Raw genomic sequence first — 14,896 nt, 5'->3', positions numbered from 1 at the left:
TTCCCCGCGACAGATACACGACCGGCTTGCCGCCTCCTTTCGGCTCCAGCCAGCAAGGCCCGCTGATGCTGATGTGGCTGACGGGCACGCTGGCCCTGGCGCTGCTGCTGTCGGCGTGCGCCTGCCGGGCCGAGCGCCAGCTGCAACGGCGCCATGGCGGCAAGCGCACGCGCTGGCCATGGCTGGCGGCGCTGGCCGCGTCCGTCGTCCTGCCCCTGCCCTGGCTGCCCGCGGTGCTGGCAAGCCTGCCGGCGGAGCAAGCGCAGCTGAAGCTAGGCTGGCTGATGCTGTCGGCAGGCATGCTGCTGCTGCTGGTGCTGCGCGGCATCTGGCTGCTGTCGCACCAGCGCCGCTGGCAAAAGACCACGCTGCTGGGCACACAGGTGTACTTGAGCGGCGGCATCGGCCCCTGCGTGGCGGGCTGGCTGCGCCCGCGCATCGTGATGCCCGTGTGGCTGTCGCTGATTGCGCCGCAACAGCAGGCGCTGCTGCTGGCGCACGAACAGTGCCGGCTCGCCGCGCGCGACCCGCAGCTGCTGGCCCTGGCGCATGCGCTGATCGTGCTGATGCCGTGGAATGTACCCCTGTGGTGGCAGTTGCACCGGCTGCGCTTTGCCCTCGAAGTCGATGCCGACGCGCGCATGCTGGCGCAAGGGCACGCCGTGCGCGACTACGCCACCGCGCTGCGCCAGCACGGCCAGTATTATTCGGGCCTGACGGGCGCCTCGCCGCTGGTGCTGAACGACCCGCGCGCGCTGCGGCGCCGGCGCCGCCTGATGGGCAGATTTACCCGGGGCCAGGCGGCGAACTTGCTATAGTAGCGGCAGCGCAGCGCCAGTCGCTCCCGCCCCCGGCTCACCCTTCCCAGAAATCAGAGAGATACCATGCTTTACGTGCTTGCCATCGCGATCGTCATCGCCCTGCTGTATTACGTCTTCAGCGGCCGCACGGCCGTCCAGCCGCTGCAAAAGCCGCTGTTGTCGATACGCCAGTACGTGCCGGAAATTCCGCCCGGCGCACCGGCGCACCACTGGACCGATGAGGGACGCTTCGCGTCGGAAGTGGAAAACGAGTCGATGTACCAGCCTGCCATCGCCAAGCTGGCCGGCGAGCATGGCCCCGGCAACGCGGAAGAAAAATGCCTGGCCCTGCTCGTCTGCGACGATGCCAACCCCTTCCAGGACAAGGCCATCGCCGTCTTCATCGATGGCCAGCTGGTCGGATACCTGTCGCACAACGACGCACTGCGCCTGCGCCGCAACCTGGGCCGCATGGACATGGCAGGCCAGCTGACCTCGTGCGATGCCGTCATCCGTGGCGGCGGCCTGTGGAACGGCAAGCGCCTGGCGTATGCCGTGTGGCTCGATTTGCAGCCGTACAACTGACCACCCCGCAAAAACTGCCGCGCGCCGTCATTGCGGCCCGCGATGCTCACTGAGCCGGCGTCGCCATCGCTTCTGGCGTTGCATTTTCACGCCAACGGCGCCGCAGCACCGTCTTTCCACCCGCCGCGGTGCGGCCCGGCGTTGAACGCCTACCCTGCGCGCGCCTGCCTGATGGCGCGCGTGGCGATAAAGCTGGGCAGGTATTTTTCAATCTCAAAGCGCGGATGGGGATGCATTTCCTCGTGGTAGCCCGCCAGCACGAAGCCGGCCGCCAGCTGACCGCCGATCTGGCTGTCGAGGCCATGGCCGAAAATCAGCGCCTCTCCCCTTTCCATGCGCGCCGCCAGCGCATCCGGTTGCATATCCTCCACATCCGAATACGGCAGCACGAAGCGGGGACGTATCAAGCCTTGCCGCGCCCACTGCGGATCGCGGTCGCCGATGAAGACGGCGGGGTTGAAAAAACTGCTCAGCAGCACCCCGCCGTCCGCCAGCACGCGCGCACATTCGCGCCACACGGGGGCGATGTCGGGCACGTACTGGTTCGACACGGGGTGGACGACGACATCGAAACTGGCGTCGGCAAAGCAGGCCAGGTCGCGCATGTCTCCCTGCACGGTGGCCAGCTGCAAGCCGTCGCGCCCGGCCACCATGCGGTCTTTCGCCAACTGCTGCGCGGATAAATCGAACACCGTCACCTGCGCGCCGGCCGCGGCCAGCACGGGCGCCTGCTGGCCGCCGGCGCCCGCCAGGCACAGGATGCGCAGGCCGTGCACCTGGTCCAGCCAGCCGGCCGGCAAGGCCCCTGGCGTCAAATGGATTTGCCACTGCCCGGCGCGGGCCGCCGCGATGGTGGCACTGTCGACAGGCTGCGACCACGGGCTGTTCTGCGCCGCCTGGACATCCCAGGCGCGCTGATTATGCTGCAAGAAGTTGCTGTTGGAAGGCATCGGCATCCTTTCAGAAAAACAGGCCGCGACTGTAGCATGGCGCCTGAACAGGTGTCGCCGTTTGCAAAAAAACCACACCATTCCTCTTGGAAACTCTCATGCCCGCAGCGCCATTTCCCTTGGGAAGAAGGAACACGCACGTGCGTTTCATGCATGCAAGACAATTAAAGGACACCAAATATCATTACAAATAAGATATTTGTTTCCGGAAATCTGGTAAGGTAATCCGCATCGGCTGCCCCTGCGCCCACGGCCGAAGGACGGGCGATCACGGGCGACCTGCGCGCCACCCTGGGTCGTGGCTGGCCCCAACCGTTGCTGCACCCGTTTTCCAGCACCACGACGCCCTATTTGTTTGCTTACGATGATACCTGCCAGCGTCCAACAGCTGTTCCGCATTCCCGCCGATCCGGCCCTGCTGCACCATGGCCAGCATGAACCGGGCCTGGTCTTGCTCTCGCTCGTGATCGCCATCTTCACGTCATGGATGGCACTGCAGATGACGGTCTACAGCCGCTCGCAGGCCAGCATCAGCCGTCAGTTGCACCTGCTGTGCCTGATGGCCGGCAGCCTGGCGCTGGGCTGCGGCGTGTGGGCCATGCATTTCATCGGCATGCTGGCCTTCGACCTGGGCACCAGCGTCGATTACGCGCCGGGACTGACCCTGCTGTCTATCGTGCCCAGCGTGGCGGCCGCGTTCGTGGCCCTGGCCACGCTCAGCCGGCGCGCCGTCTCGGCGCCGCTGCTGCTGCGCGGCGGCATCGTGGTGGGCCTGGGCATCGGCGCCATGCACTACATGGGCATGCACGCCATGCGCACGGGCCTGTCGCTGCGCTACGAGCCGGTGCTGTTTTTCCTGTCTCTGCTCGTTGCAGTGGTGCTGGCCACCCTGGCCCTGTGGATACGCTTCGGCCTGCGCGGCTGGAGCGGCGCCCTGGGGCCGTCGCAGCGCAACCTGATCAGCGCCTGCGTCATGGGCTGTGCGATTGCCGGCATGCATTACATGGGCATGCATGCGGCCCGCTTCATCGGCATCATCCCCCCAGGCAATCACGCGGACACGGACAAGACCATGCTGGCCGTCAGCGTGAGCCTGCTGACGGTCACCCTGACCATCCTCGTCGCCTCCACCGTCGGCGTGCTGCGCTACCGCGAACTGTTCCGCCACCTGATCCAGAGCGAAAACTGGATGCGCTCACTGCTGACGAGTACCGTCGATGGCGTCATCACCATCGACAAGGGCGGCAACATCGTCGATTTCAACGGCGCCGCCGAACGCATCCTGGGCTGGCGGCAGGCGGACATCATCGGCCAGCACATCCGCGTGCTGGTCAGCGACGTGCGCGAGTCGGAACAGTACGGCCTGCTGCACCATTTGCGCACGGGGCAAAGCGAACTGCTCCACAGCAGCGAGGAAATCCTCTACGTGCGCAAGGATGGCGCCACGGTGGCCGTGCAGCGCTCGATGGCCAGCGCGCGCCTGGCCGACCAGGACCTGTATGTGCTGTTCATTACGGACGTCAGCGAACGGCGCGCCATGCTGGCCGCCCTGCGCGAAAGCGAGCAGCAATTGCGCTCGCTGATCGGCAATATTCCCGGCATCGCCTTCCGCTGCACCACGGCCGAGAACCAGCCCATGCTGTTCATCAGCGATGGCGTGGAGGCCATCACCGGCCATCCGCCCACCGACTTCCTGGGCGACGCCCCCCGCCTGAGCATCACGGGCCTGATCGCGCCGGAAGACCGCGCCTACGCCACCGATGTCTTCAACCGCAGCGTCGCCAGCGGCGAGCCCTACCTGATCGAATACCGCTTGCGGCACGCCAACGGCAGCCTGCGCTGGCTATGGGAGCGGGGCACGGTGGTGCACGACCCCGTCGGTGCCGTGCGCTGGGTCGATGGCGTCATCCTCGATATCAGCGAGCGGCGGCAGATGGAGGAAGACTTGCGCATGGCCAAGGAAAAGGCGGAGTTGGCGGCCGCCACGCGGGCCAGCTTTGTCGCCAACATGAGCCATGAAATCCGCACGCCGATGAATTCCATCCTCGGCTTCACGGATGTGCTGCTGGACTCGCCGCTGACGCCGGAACAGCGGCGCCACCTGGACACGGTGCGCCAGTCCGGCCGTTCCCTGCTGCGCCTGCTCAATGAAGTGCTCGATACGGCCAAGCTGGAAAAGGGCGGCGTGGCGCTGGAGCTGCGCGACTACAGCCTGCTGGCCCTCGTTGACGAGCTGGCCTCCACGTATGGCACCCATGCGCGCGCCAAGGGCTTGCACATGGCCGTGCAATACGATCCGCAACTGCCGGCCTTGCTGCATGGCGACGAATTGCGCATGCGGCAAGTGCTGGGCAATCTGCTCGACAACGCCATCAAGTTCACGGCCAGCGGCAGTGTCAGCCTGGCGGCGCGCCTGGACGATGGCCAGCTGCACCTGATGGTGCAAGACAGCGGCATCGGCATCGCGCCCGAGCGCCGCGAAGCCATTTTTGATCCTTTCGTGCAAGCCGATGCCTCGACCACGCGGCGCTATGGCGGCACGGGCCTGGGCACCACCATCAGCCGGCAGTTGGTGACGCTGATGCAGGGCCGCATCTGGGCCGACGCCGCCATGCCGCACGGCAGCGTGTTCCACGTGCAGCTGCCGCTGGCGCCGGCGCGCCAGCGAGCACTGCCCGCCAGCGAGCGCCGCAGCGTGGCCTTGCCGCCGCTGCGCGTGCTGGCGGCCGACGATGTGCCGCAAAACCTGGAGCTGCTGCGTTTGCTGTTGCGCAAGCGCGGCCATACGGTGGAGACGGCCAGCGACGGCGAGCAAGCCTTGCAGATGGCGCAGCGGCAGGATTTCGACTTGCTGCTGCTGGACTTGCAAATGCCGCGCATGGATGGCCTGGCGGCCACCGAGGCCATCCGCGCCGCCGCCGTGCGCGCTGGCCGCCCGCGCGTGCCCGTGATCGCCATGACGGCCAGCGTGCTGACCGCGCACCGCAAGGCGGCGCTGGCGGCCGGCATGGACGGCTTCGCCACCAAGCCCGTCGACTGGCGCGCCCTGTCGCAGGAAATCGCGCGCGTACTGGGCTTGCCCGCCGAGCACCCGGCCGACGCCGTGGAAGCGGCCACCCCAGCGGGCCGGCGCGTGCTGCACTACGCGGGCGCCGTGCAGCGCTGGGCCGGCAACGAGGCCGCCTACCGCGATGCGCTGGAGCGCTTCGCCAGCGAGCATGCGCGCCTGCCGCCGGCGCTGCTGGCCGCCATCGAGGCCGGCGATGCTGCGGCGCTCTTGCCGCTCAGCCACAAGCTACGGGGCCTGGCCACCAACCTGGGGCTGGAACAGCTGGCCGCCAGCCTGGCGGCGCTGGAGCAGTGGTGTGCCACGGCCAGTCCCGCCACGCCACAGCAGCTGAGTGAAACGCTGGGCGCCCTGCTGACGCAATGGCCGGCGGCGCTGGCCGCCATCACCCGCCTGGCGCCGCCGGCCAGCGCCACGCCAGCCGTGGGCGGCATCGACGCGCCCGCCGCGCGGCAGGCAGCCAGCGCCTTGCTGCAAGCGCTGCGGCGCGGCGAACTGCATGACGGGGCGCAAGCCCAGTTGCAGACGGCCCTGGGCGGGCAGGCGCAGCGCCTGGCGCCGCTGCGGCACGCCATCGACGACTTCGATTTCTCGCTGGCCCAGACGCTGTTGTACGACCTGCTGCAATCCTTCGATACGGAGTCCCCATGAGTGTGTTCCCCCCACCCAGGCCGCTGCTGCTGGTCGTCGACGACGAAGCGGCCAACCTGCAGCTGCTGCGGCAAATCCTGCAGGACGACTACGCGCTGCTGTTCGCCAAGGATGGCGCGCGCGCCCTGGCATTGGCGCAGCAGGAACGCCCGGCCCTGATCCTGCTCGATGTGATGATGCCCGGCATGAGCGGCCACGACGCCTGCCGCCGCCTGAAAGCCGAGCCGCTGACGGCCGCCATTCCCGTTATCTTCGTCACGGCGCTGGGCGACATGCGCGACGAACTCAGCGGTTTTGAAGCCGGTGCCGTCGACTACATCACCAAGCCGCTCAGCCCGGCCATCGTGCGCGCCCGCGTACGCACGCACCTGTCGCTGGTGCGCATCGACGAACTCAGGGAAACGCGGCTGCAGATCGTCCAGCGCCTGGGCCTGGCGGCCGAGTACAAGGACAATGAAACAGGACTGCACGTGATCCGCATGAGCCATTACGCGCGCCTGCTGGGCGTGGCCACCGGCATGGACGAGGCCGCCGCCGACGACCTGCTGCATGCGGCGCCCATGCACGACGTGGGCAAGATCGGCATACCCGACCGCATCCTGCAAAAGCCGGGCAAGCTGGACGCGGACGAGTGGGCCATCATGCAGACGCACGCCAGCATCGGCGCCGACATCATCGGCGAGCATGCGCCAGGCGGCATGCTGGCACTGGCGCGCGAGATCGCCCTGTCGCACCATGAAAAATGGGATGGCAGCGGCTATCCGCGCGGCCTGGCCCGCGACAACATCCCGCTGGCGGGGCGCATCGTGGCCGTGGCTGACGTCTTCGATGCGCTGACCTCGGTGCGTCCGTACAAGCGCGCCTGGGCGCTGGACGATGCCGTCGGCTATCTGCAGGAACAAAAGGGCCGGCATTTCGATGCGGAGCTGGTGGACTTGTTTGTGCAGCAGTTGCCTGCCATCGACGCGGTGCGCCAGCGCTGGGCGGAGAAGGAGGAACACCACGCCGCCGCATGAGGTGCAGGAAGTGAACTCCCGCCACGCCCGGTGTTGTTGCGTCACACAAAGAAGTGCCAAACACGATGGTGCTGGCGCCGATGCAGACCACTGGACGGGCAAGGAGTTCGATGCCATTATCGCGTACTGTCCGTGGAGCATTTTGATGCACATCAAATAGCTCGGCATTTCCTGCCATCGGCCTTGCGCACGGCCACGGCCCGTCTCTTTTTGACCCATATCAAGCCCCGCCCAACACCATCCCCACCCGTCACCGCACGACTGGACTTGCGGGAATTGCCGTTCGCGCCTTGTTCTCCTCTTTATGGATGAGTGACAACATGGCCGGTCAATCCATCCTCGTGCATGCCGACCTGTCGCGGCATGCGCGGCAGCGCCCGATCGAAGACGACGACGATGGCACATCAAAGTCAAGCGCGCCATGCCTATTTGTTAATAGTTATAATTGGCTTATTACTTACTTCAAGGCAATGTGCATGAAGCAACAAATGTTCAATTGGGGCAGCGCCCTGGCGCCGTTCGGCAGCGACCTGCTGTGGACTGTCCTGCCGTGGATGCTGCTGTATGGCGTGATCGGCTTTGTGCTGGCGGCCGGCATCTGCTATCAGCTGGCCAGAAAATGCCTGCTGGTGCGCCGTCCGCCCGCCTGGCATGTGGCAGCCAAGCTCAGCTATGTGTTGATCCTGGTCGCGCTGCCGCTCCTCGGTGGCGGCTTTGGCGCCGTGCACAGCGTGCACCGCGTCGTCAACCAGGCCCTGGAGCGCGACCTGCAGCCGGTGGTCGAAGCGCAAATGCCGGCGCTGCGCGTCTACCTGGAACAGCAGGCCAGGCTGATCGCCCCGGGCCAGCCAGTCAGCATGCGCAGCCTGATCGAACCCTTCGTGCAAGACATGTATTACCGGCCGACATCCGGCAGTTACTGGGAACGCAGCAAGGCGCGCTGGATCAATGAATTCATCCTGCGGCGCGGCAGCGTGCTGCTGACGCAGGTGCTGCAGGAACAGCTGATCGCCAGGGCAACTGTGCTGGGCGAAGCGCTCAAGGGCGCCGGCTTCCGTGGCCAGGCGACGGGCGACCTGGCCAGCCTGGGCACCGACCTGGCCGTGCGCCTGACAACCGATGTGGCGCGCCAGGCCGATTTCAGCAAACTCGACAAGTCAGTGCCGATGATTTTCATCGATGCCATCAAACGCCAGACGGGCGCCTATTTCAATTCGCTCAAGATCACGCTGGGCCTGCTCGCGCTGGCGGCGCTGCTGCTGGTGTGGGGCGAGATCATGCTGTACCGCCACTATTACCTGCGCCGCCATCCGGCCACGCCCCGGCCCGTGGCACCCATGTAAAAAAGCCGCCCTTCCTTGCGGACGGGGCGGCTTTTCATGTGCTGCTAAGGCTTAGGCTTTACGCTGGGCGACAGCATCCACGACGCACAGCGCCGTCATGTTGACGATGCGGCGCACGGTGGCCGATGGCGTCAGAATGTGCACGGGCTTGGCGCAGCCGAGCAGGATCGGACCGACGGCGATGCCATTGCCGGCCGCCGTTTTCACCAGGTTGTAGGCGATGTTGGCCGACTCGATGTTTGGCATGACGAGCAGGTTGGCGTCGTTCTTCAGGGCCGAATTGGGCATGAGTTTTTGACGCAGCTTGCTGTCGAGGGCTGTATCGCCGTGCATTTCGCCGTCGATTTCCAGGTCCGGCGCGCGTTCCTTGACGATGGCCAGGGCAGCGCGCATCTTTTGCGCCGAAGCGCTGTCGCTGGAACCGAAGTTCGAGTGCGACAGCAGGGCCGCGCGCGGCGACAGGCCGAAACGGGTCATTTCTTCGGCGGCCATGATGGTGATCTCGGCCAGCTGCTCGGCGTCCGGGTTTTCATTGACGTGCGTGTCGACCATCACCAGCTGGCGTTCCGGCATGATCAGGACGTTCATGGCCGCATACACATTGCTGCCGGCGCGCTTGCCCAGCACCTGGTCAATGTATTTCAGGTGCAGCTGGGTGGTGCCGAAGGTGCCGCAGATCATGCCGTCGGCGTCGCCCTTGTGGATCATCATCGAGCCGATCAGGGTGTGGCGGCGGCGCATTTCCAGCTTCGCGTATTCCTCGGTGACGCCCTTGCGGCTGGTCATCGCGTAATACGTGTTCCAGTAATCGCGATAGCGCTCGTCGAAGTCCGGGTTGATGACGTCGAAGTCGACGCCCTGCTTCAGACGCAGGCCGAATTTCTGGATGCGCGCTTCGAGCACCGGCGGGCGGCCGACCAGGATAGGACGCGCCAGTTTTTCATCGACCACCACTTGCACGGCGCGCAGCACGCGCTCTTCTTCGCCTTCGGCGTAGACGATGCGTTTGAGGTCGGCCGGCGTGGATTTGGCCATCAGGAACAGCGGCTTCATGAAGGTGCCGCTGCGGTAGACGAATTGCTGCAGGCTGTCCGCGTACGCTTGCAAGTCCTTGATCGGGCGCGTGGCGACGCCGGAATCCTCGGCCGCCTTGGCCACCGCTGGCGCGATCTTGATCAGCAGACGTGGATCGAACGGCATCGGGATCAGGTACTCAGGACCGAACGACAGGTTGCTGATGCCATAGGTGGTGGCCACGATGTCCGACTGCTCGGCATGCGCCAGGTCGGCGATCGCGTGCACCACGGCGATTTCCATTTCGCGCGTGATGGTGGTGGCGCCGCAATCGAGCGCGCCGCGGAAGATGTACGGGAAGCACAGCACGTTGTTGACCTGGTTCGGATAGTCCGAACGGCCGGTAGCGATGATGGCGTCGCTGCGCACGGCCTTGACTTCTTCCGGCAGGATTTCCGGGTTCGGATTGGCCAGCGCCAGGATCAATGGGTTCGGCGCCATCTTGCGCACCATGTCCTGCTTCAGCACGCCGCCGGCGGAAACGCCGAGGAAAATGTCGGCGTCCGGGATGATCTCGGCCAGGGTGCGCAGCGGCGTGTCTTGCGCGAAGCGTTCCTTGTCCGGATCCATCAGTTCCGTGCGGCCCTTGTACACCACGCCGGCCAGGTCGGTGACATAGATATTTTTCAGCGGGAAGCCCAGATCGACGATCAGGTCCAGGCAGGCCAGTGCCGCCGCCCCCGCGCCCGAGACGACCAGCTTGCAGTCTTCGATTTTCTTGCCGACGGCTTTCAGGCCGTTCAGGATGGCCGCGCCGACGATGATGGCGGTGCCGTGCTGGTCGTCGTGGAAGACGGGAATCTTCATGCGGTCGCGCAGCTGGCGCTCGATGTAGAAGCACTCGGGCGCCTTGATGTCTTCCAGGTTGACGCCGCCGAAGGTCGGTTCCAGCGAGGCGATGATGTCGACCAGCTTATCGGGATCCATCTCGTTGATTTCGATGTCGAAGACGTCGATGCCGGCGAATTTCTTGAACAGCACGCCCTTGCCTTCCATTACCGGCTTGGCGGCCAGCGGGCCGATATTGCCCAGTCCCAGCACGGCCGTGCCGTTGGTGATGACGGCCACCAGGTTGCCGCGCGCCGTATATTTATAGGCATTTGCCGGATCGATGACGATTTCTTCGCAGGGAGCGGCCACGCCTGGCGAGTAGGCCAGCGCCAGGTCGCGCTGGTTGGTCAGTTGTTTGGTCGGCGTCACGCTGATTTTGCCGGGGCGCGGGCACTCGTGATATTCGAGTGCGGCCAAGCGCAATTGTTGACGCAATTCTTCTTTTTTATCAGATGACGAATCCATGCTGTGCTGCCTTCCTGTTTGGTCGATCGGGTGTTCCGGATTTTATCAGACCGATTCTTTCAATTAGCTAGGTATTTTCCGCTAGCCACAGTCTGATATCACGAAAACGCATAACCTAGCATTGTAAGGCCGTCCGGCAGCACAAACGTCCTGAACAGGAAAAACTATCAAATTTTAGATTTCAATTAGTTTTTGTGATGGGTCATCCGAGGCGCGCCACAGCGGCAGCGCGGCGACGGCGCGCTCGATATCGTCCATGTCGTCCGCGCCCAGGGTGTCGTCGAAGGGCGCGGACAAAATGCTGCGCATCAGGGCCAGGCGCGTCGTCGCTTGCTGCGCATCGATGAAGCGCGTCGTCTCCGCGCAATACTGCGCGCGACGCAGGGCATCGGCGCCGTCATCGTCGCCGTCGGGATAATAGTGGCGGCCGATGTGATGCAGCGACTGCAGCAGGAATTCGATCTCGCGCAGGATGCGCAGCGCATCCTCGCCGGACAGCACGATGCGGCGGTTGGCGGGCAGCAGGGACGGTGGCGTGGCGGGATGGTCAGCCATGGCGGAGCTTTCTCTCAAGGACAAGCCGACAGCCTACGCGATTTTTGCCGCCGGCGACGCCAGCCGCGCACCGGGCGCGAAGCGCACGGCGATCAGCAGCAGCACGATGACGCCGCCCGCCATTACCATCCACGCCTGTGCCAGGCTGGACGAGTGCTGGCGGATCAGGCCGGCGATGAACGGCATGCCGCTGGCGATGATGTAGCCGCCGCCCTGCACAAAGCCCAGCAGCGCGCCGGCGCCGGCCGGGTCCCGCACATGGTCCATGCTGACGATCAGCGACAAGGGGAACAGCGCGCCGATGCCGCAGCCGAGCAATATCACGGCGGGCAGCGCCAGTTGCGCGGGCGCCACTATCAGGCAAGCCAGGCCGGCCAGCACGGACAACAATACGGACAATAACAGGATGCGGCGGTCGGGGAAGCGGTGGATGACGCTGGAAATCACCAGTCCCGCCAGCACTTCCACCAGGGTCAGGCCGCCCAGCAGCAAGCCGCTGTCGGCGGCGCTCCAGCCCAGTTCCGTATAAAACGGCGGCAGCCAGGCCAGCACCAGCGTATAGGCGCCCGTGCCGATGCCGAAAAACACCATCAGCAGCCAGGCGCGGCCACTGCCCACGGGCAGGCTGGCGCCCGTGCCGCCGGACACGTCCACGCGTGCGGCCGATGCGCGGCGCCACAGCAGTCCGGCGGCCACGGCCGGCAGCGCCCACAGGGCCAGCAGCGCCTGCCAGCCCAGCGACTGCGCCAAGGGCGAAGCGGACGCGGCGGCAATGGCCGCGCCGCCCATGATGCCCGTCGTATAAAAGCCCATCACCTGGCCTGCCCGCTCGGGGAAATGGCGCTTGATGAAGGCGGGCAGCAGTGCCTGCACCAGCGCGATGCCCAGGCCGCCCAGGGCCGCCGTGGCGATCAGGCCGCCGCTGCCGTGCAGGGGCCAGCGCAGCGCGCAGGCGGCAGCGATGATGGCGATGCCCAAGCTAATGCCGCGCGCCACGCCGAGGCGGCGCTGCAGCTGTGCGCCCGCCAGCGCACACAGACCCATGGCGAACACGGGCACGGTGGTCAGCAGGCCCGCGTCGGCATTACTGATGCCCGTGCTGGCCTGGATGCTGTCGAGCAAGGGGCCGATGGCGGCCAGGATGGGGCGTAGGTTCAGGCCCAGCAGGATGATGGCGGCCACCAGCAGGGCCGAAGAAACTGAAGAAGAAGGGGAAGCGGCAGGGCGTGTTGAAGGCATGGGATAGTCCTTGCCTCGCTGGGAGGCACATGGTTTAATGCGTCATCAAATATGACTCGATGAAAAGTATCTTAACACGAAGATAGAAATCTATCTTGATGTCAAGATAAATGGAACCCCGATGACAACTACCCCGCAAGAACACACGCGCGCGCAATTTGCCGCCGCACAATGGCAACGCGAGCTGCCGCAGATGGATACGCGCGCCATGCAGCTGGTGGGCCAATTGGGCACGGTGGCGCAGCTGATGGCGCGCGACTGGCTCAATCCGCTGTTCGCCGAACATGGCTTGCAACCGGGCGAATTCGATGTGCTGGCGACCTTGCGCCGCTCGGGCGCGCCCTACAGCCTGACACCGACGGCCCTGTACGAAGCGGCCATGCTGTCCTCGGGCGGCATGACCAACCGCATCGACCGGCTGGAAGCGGCCGGCTGGATCGAACGCCAGAAGCACCCGACGGATCGGCGCGGCGTGCTGGTGGCCCTGACACAAAAGGGATTGGAACTGATAGAAAAACTCGTGCTGCTGCACGTGGAGAACGAGCGCGCCATGCTCTCGGCTTTGAACTCGGACGAGCAGCGCCAGCTCGACCAGTTGCTGGCCAAGCTGCTGCACGGCATGGCGCAGGCGAAGAAAATTTAGGAAAGCAGGTGCGCCAGCTCGCGCAGCGCCGCATTGCCGCGCCGCGCCAGGCGCTGCAGTTCGGCACGGTCACGGCTGTCGTAGATGGCCTGGACATGGCGTGCGCTGGCCGCGCGCAAGTCGATATCGCTGTCGCGGTCGGGAAGCTGGGCATCGGCCACGTGGCCCTCGACCAGGGTCAGATAGTAATGGCGTGGCTTGCCGCGCAAGTTGGCGGCAAACTGCAGCACCAGACCATTCTCGAACAGCAGGGCGCCGCTGCGGCCCCCCTGTTCCAGCAGCACGCGAAACGCCGGCAAAGGCTGCCGCGCCGCGCGCAGGAAGCCGGCCAGGTGCACCTGATCACCGAGGCCCAGGCCATTCGCGACCAGCTGGCCGCGCTGCAGAAACGCCTTGAACAATGCGTGCACGGGCCGGCCGGCGCGACGGAACAGGCGCTCGTCCTCGTACAGGCAAAGCTGGTCGACGTCGCTGACGGGATAGAAGCCGTGCGCCACCAGCTCCTGCGCCTCGAAAGTGCTCAGGCCGACGGCTTGCGGGTCGCGCAACCAGCCATGATCGAGCCAGGATTGCAGCAAGACGTGAATATCGAGGATGGGCATGGCAAGCGGATCGGCAGTGGCAAAGGCGCCTATTGTAGGCCAGCCTATAATAGCCGGGCCACACCATCACTCAACGCACAGACTACGCCATGGCCCCACACGACGCGCTTTCCGAATTCGACCTGATCAAACAATATTTCGTGCGCCAGCGCCCCGGCCGCGCCACCCTGGGCATCGGCGACGATTGCGCGCTGATCACCCCCGGCGCGGGCAAGCAGATCGCCATCTCCTCGGACATGCTGGTCGAGGACCGGCATTTCTTTGCCGGCGCCGACGCCCGCATGCTCGGTCATAAAAGCCTGGCCGTGAACCTGTCCGACCTGGCCGCCATGGGCGCGCGTCCCGTGGCATTCACCCTGGCCCTGGCCCTGCCGCAAGCGGAACGCGCCTGGCTGGCCGGCTTTGCCGACGGCCTGTTCGCGCTGGCCGACGAATGGGGCTGCGAATTGATCGGCGGCGACACCACCAAAGGTCCGCTGAACATCTGCATCACCGTGTTTGGCGAACTGGCGCCGGGCCAGGCCCTGCGCCGCGGCGCGGCCGTGGCGGGCGACGACATCTGGGTCAGCGGCACCCTGGGCGACGCGCGACTGGCGCTGGCCGGCTACCGCATGGAACTGGAACTGGCGCCGGCCGACCTGCTGACGGCGGCGTCGCGCATGCACACGCCGACGCCGCGCGTGGCCTTGGGCTGCGCCCTGGCGGAACAGGGCCTCGCGCATGCGGCCATCGACATTTCGGACGGCCTGGCGGGCGACCTGGGCCACATATTAAAGGCCTCGCAGGCGGGCGCCACCCTGGACGTGGACGCCCTGCCCGCCGGCCCCATCCTGGCCCAGCAAGCCGGCACCCTGCGCCGCCGCTACACGGCCGCCGGCGGCGACGATTATGAACTGTGCTTCACGGCGCCGGCATCCGCGCGCGCGGCCATCGCCGCCCTGGCCATCGCCTGCGGCACGCCAGCCACGCGCGTGGGCCGCATCGAAGCGCAGCCAGGCTTGCGGCTGGTGGATGCGGCCGGGCAGCCGCTAGATTTACAACTGAGCTCGTTCGACCACTTCAGCGAATAAGCTTC

Annotated in this window: 12 protein-coding genes; 7 read left to right on the top strand and 5 right to left on the bottom strand. The window is 65.9% G+C overall.

Annotation, left to right across the window (positions count from 1 at the left end):
- Window positions 1-26: 26 nt before the first annotated feature.
- The gene (locus ACQ4WR_RS03985; RefSeq protein ID WP_436485475.1) at window positions 27-818 is read left to right on the top strand and encodes a M56 family metallopeptidase; all 792 of its coding nucleotides are present in this window, start codon (window positions 27-29) and stop codon (window positions 816-818) included.
- A 66-nt stretch (window positions 819-884) separates the two neighbouring features.
- Window positions 885-1,385, top strand: coding sequence for a hypothetical protein (locus ACQ4WR_RS03980; RefSeq protein WP_102292581.1), 501 nt, complete (start codon window positions 885-887; stop codon window positions 1,383-1,385).
- A 149-nt stretch (window positions 1,386-1,534) separates the two neighbouring features.
- Here ACQ4WR_RS03980 and ACQ4WR_RS03975 read toward each other — a convergent pair whose 3' ends face one another.
- Window positions 1,535-2,335 (bottom strand): class I SAM-dependent methyltransferase, encoded by an 801-nt coding sequence (locus ACQ4WR_RS03975; protein WP_436485473.1) that lies wholly within the window; start codon window positions 2,333-2,335, stop codon window positions 1,535-1,537.
- A gap of 364 nt (window positions 2,336-2,699) precedes the next feature.
- On the opposite strand from ACQ4WR_RS03975, the gene ACQ4WR_RS03970 reads away from it, so the two are divergent.
- The 3 genes from ACQ4WR_RS03970 (at window position 2,700) to ACQ4WR_RS03960 (ending at window position 8,412) form a co-directional block, all read left to right on the top strand.
- Window positions 2,700-6,053, top strand: a complete 3,354-nt coding sequence (locus tag ACQ4WR_RS03970) for an MHYT domain-containing protein (RefSeq protein WP_436485471.1) — start codon at window positions 2,700-2,702, stop codon at window positions 6,051-6,053.
- Window positions 6,050-7,069 carry a response regulator gene (locus tag ACQ4WR_RS03965; RefSeq protein ID WP_436485469.1) on the top strand — a complete coding sequence of 340 codons (1,020 nt, stop codon included), beginning with the start codon at window positions 6,050-6,052 and terminating at the stop codon, window positions 7,067-7,069. Before ACQ4WR_RS03970 ends, ACQ4WR_RS03965 begins: the two co-directional genes overlap by 4 nt.
- Before the next feature lie 476 nt (window positions 7,070-7,545).
- Window positions 7,546-8,412, top strand: coding sequence for a hypothetical protein (locus ACQ4WR_RS03960; protein ID WP_436485467.1), 867 nt, complete (start codon window positions 7,546-7,548; stop codon window positions 8,410-8,412).
- Between the two features lie 51 nt (window positions 8,413-8,463).
- Here the strand turns inward: ACQ4WR_RS03960 and ACQ4WR_RS03955 are convergent, their stop codons facing one another.
- From ACQ4WR_RS03955 to ACQ4WR_RS03945, 3 genes are all read right to left on the bottom strand, one after another.
- On the bottom strand, window positions 8,464-10,782 hold the full coding sequence (locus ACQ4WR_RS03955) for an NADP-dependent malic enzyme (protein WP_102298366.1): 2,319 nt from the start codon (window positions 10,780-10,782) through the stop codon (window positions 8,464-8,466).
- A gap of 174 nt (window positions 10,783-10,956) precedes the next feature.
- Window positions 10,957-11,337 carry a hypothetical protein gene (locus ACQ4WR_RS03950; RefSeq protein ID WP_219726873.1) on the bottom strand — a complete coding sequence of 127 codons (381 nt, stop codon included), beginning with the start codon at window positions 11,335-11,337 and terminating at the stop codon, window positions 10,957-10,959.
- Window positions 11,338-11,370: 33 nt separating this feature from the next.
- Window positions 11,371-12,576, bottom strand: coding sequence for an MFS transporter (locus ACQ4WR_RS03945; protein WP_436485465.1), 1,206 nt, complete (start codon window positions 12,574-12,576; stop codon window positions 11,371-11,373).
- Between the two features lie 121 nt (window positions 12,577-12,697).
- Here ACQ4WR_RS03945 and ACQ4WR_RS03940 point away from each other — a divergent pair, with 121 nt between their 5' ends.
- On the top strand, window positions 12,698-13,219 hold the full coding sequence (locus ACQ4WR_RS03940; protein WP_436485463.1) for a MarR family winged helix-turn-helix transcriptional regulator: 522 nt from the start codon (window positions 12,698-12,700) through the stop codon (window positions 13,217-13,219).
- Here ACQ4WR_RS03940 and ACQ4WR_RS03935 read toward each other — a convergent pair.
- Window positions 13,216-13,821 (bottom strand): hypothetical protein, encoded by a 606-nt coding sequence (locus ACQ4WR_RS03935; RefSeq protein WP_436485461.1) that lies wholly within the window; start codon window positions 13,819-13,821, stop codon window positions 13,216-13,218. The two genes, ACQ4WR_RS03940 and ACQ4WR_RS03935, sit on opposite strands and share 4 nt — an antisense overlap.
- A gap of 89 nt (window positions 13,822-13,910) precedes the next feature.
- Between ACQ4WR_RS03935 and thiL the strand changes: the two genes are divergently transcribed.
- On the top strand, window positions 13,911-14,891 hold the full coding sequence (gene thiL, locus ACQ4WR_RS03930) for a thiamine-phosphate kinase (protein WP_436485460.1): 981 nt from the start codon (window positions 13,911-13,913) through the stop codon (window positions 14,889-14,891).
- The last annotated feature ends 5 nt before the right edge of the window (window positions 14,892-14,896 follow it).

It is taken from the genome of Janthinobacterium amylolyticum (assembly GCF_051380655.1).
GTDB lineage: Bacteria > Pseudomonadota > Gammaproteobacteria > Burkholderiales > Burkholderiaceae_D > Janthinobacterium.
The sequence above is the reverse complement of the archived record's forward strand: the minus strand, read 5'-3'. Positions and strand labels throughout refer to the sequence as shown.

Excerpts from the sequence above, each read along its gene's own strand:
- ACQ4WR_RS03945 (WP_436485465.1), bottom strand. The coding sequence starts at position 12,576 with ATGCCTTCAACACGCCCTGCCGCTTCCCCTTCTTCTTCAGTTTCTTCG.
- ACQ4WR_RS03950 (WP_219726873.1), bottom strand. The coding sequence starts at position 11,337 with ATGGCTGACCATCCCGCCACGCCACCGTCCCTGCTGCCCGCCAACCGC.
- thiL (WP_436485460.1), top strand. The coding sequence starts at position 13,911 with ATGGCCCCACACGACGCGCTTTCCGAATTCGACCTGATCAAACAATAT.
- ACQ4WR_RS03960 (WP_436485467.1), top strand. The coding sequence starts at position 7,546 with ATGAAGCAACAAATGTTCAATTGGGGCAGCGCCCTGGCGCCGTTCGGC.
- ACQ4WR_RS03935 (WP_436485461.1), bottom strand. The coding sequence starts at position 13,821 with ATGCCCATCCTCGATATTCACGTCTTGCTGCAATCCTGGCTCGATCAT.
- ACQ4WR_RS03975 (WP_436485473.1), bottom strand. The coding sequence starts at position 2,335 with ATGCCTTCCAACAGCAACTTCTTGCAGCATAATCAGCGCGCCTGGGAT.
- ACQ4WR_RS03965 (WP_436485469.1), top strand. The coding sequence starts at position 6,050 with ATGAGTGTGTTCCCCCCACCCAGGCCGCTGCTGCTGGTCGTCGACGAC.
- ACQ4WR_RS03955 (WP_102298366.1), bottom strand. The coding sequence starts at position 10,782 with ATGGATTCGTCATCTGATAAAAAAGAAGAATTGCGTCAACAATTGCGC.
- ACQ4WR_RS03980 (WP_102292581.1), top strand. The coding sequence starts at position 885 with ATGCTTTACGTGCTTGCCATCGCGATCGTCATCGCCCTGCTGTATTAC.
- ACQ4WR_RS03940 (WP_436485463.1), top strand. The coding sequence starts at position 12,698 with ATGACAACTACCCCGCAAGAACACACGCGCGCGCAATTTGCCGCCGCA.
- ACQ4WR_RS03970 (WP_436485471.1), top strand. The coding sequence starts at position 2,700 with ATGATACCTGCCAGCGTCCAACAGCTGTTCCGCATTCCCGCCGATCCG.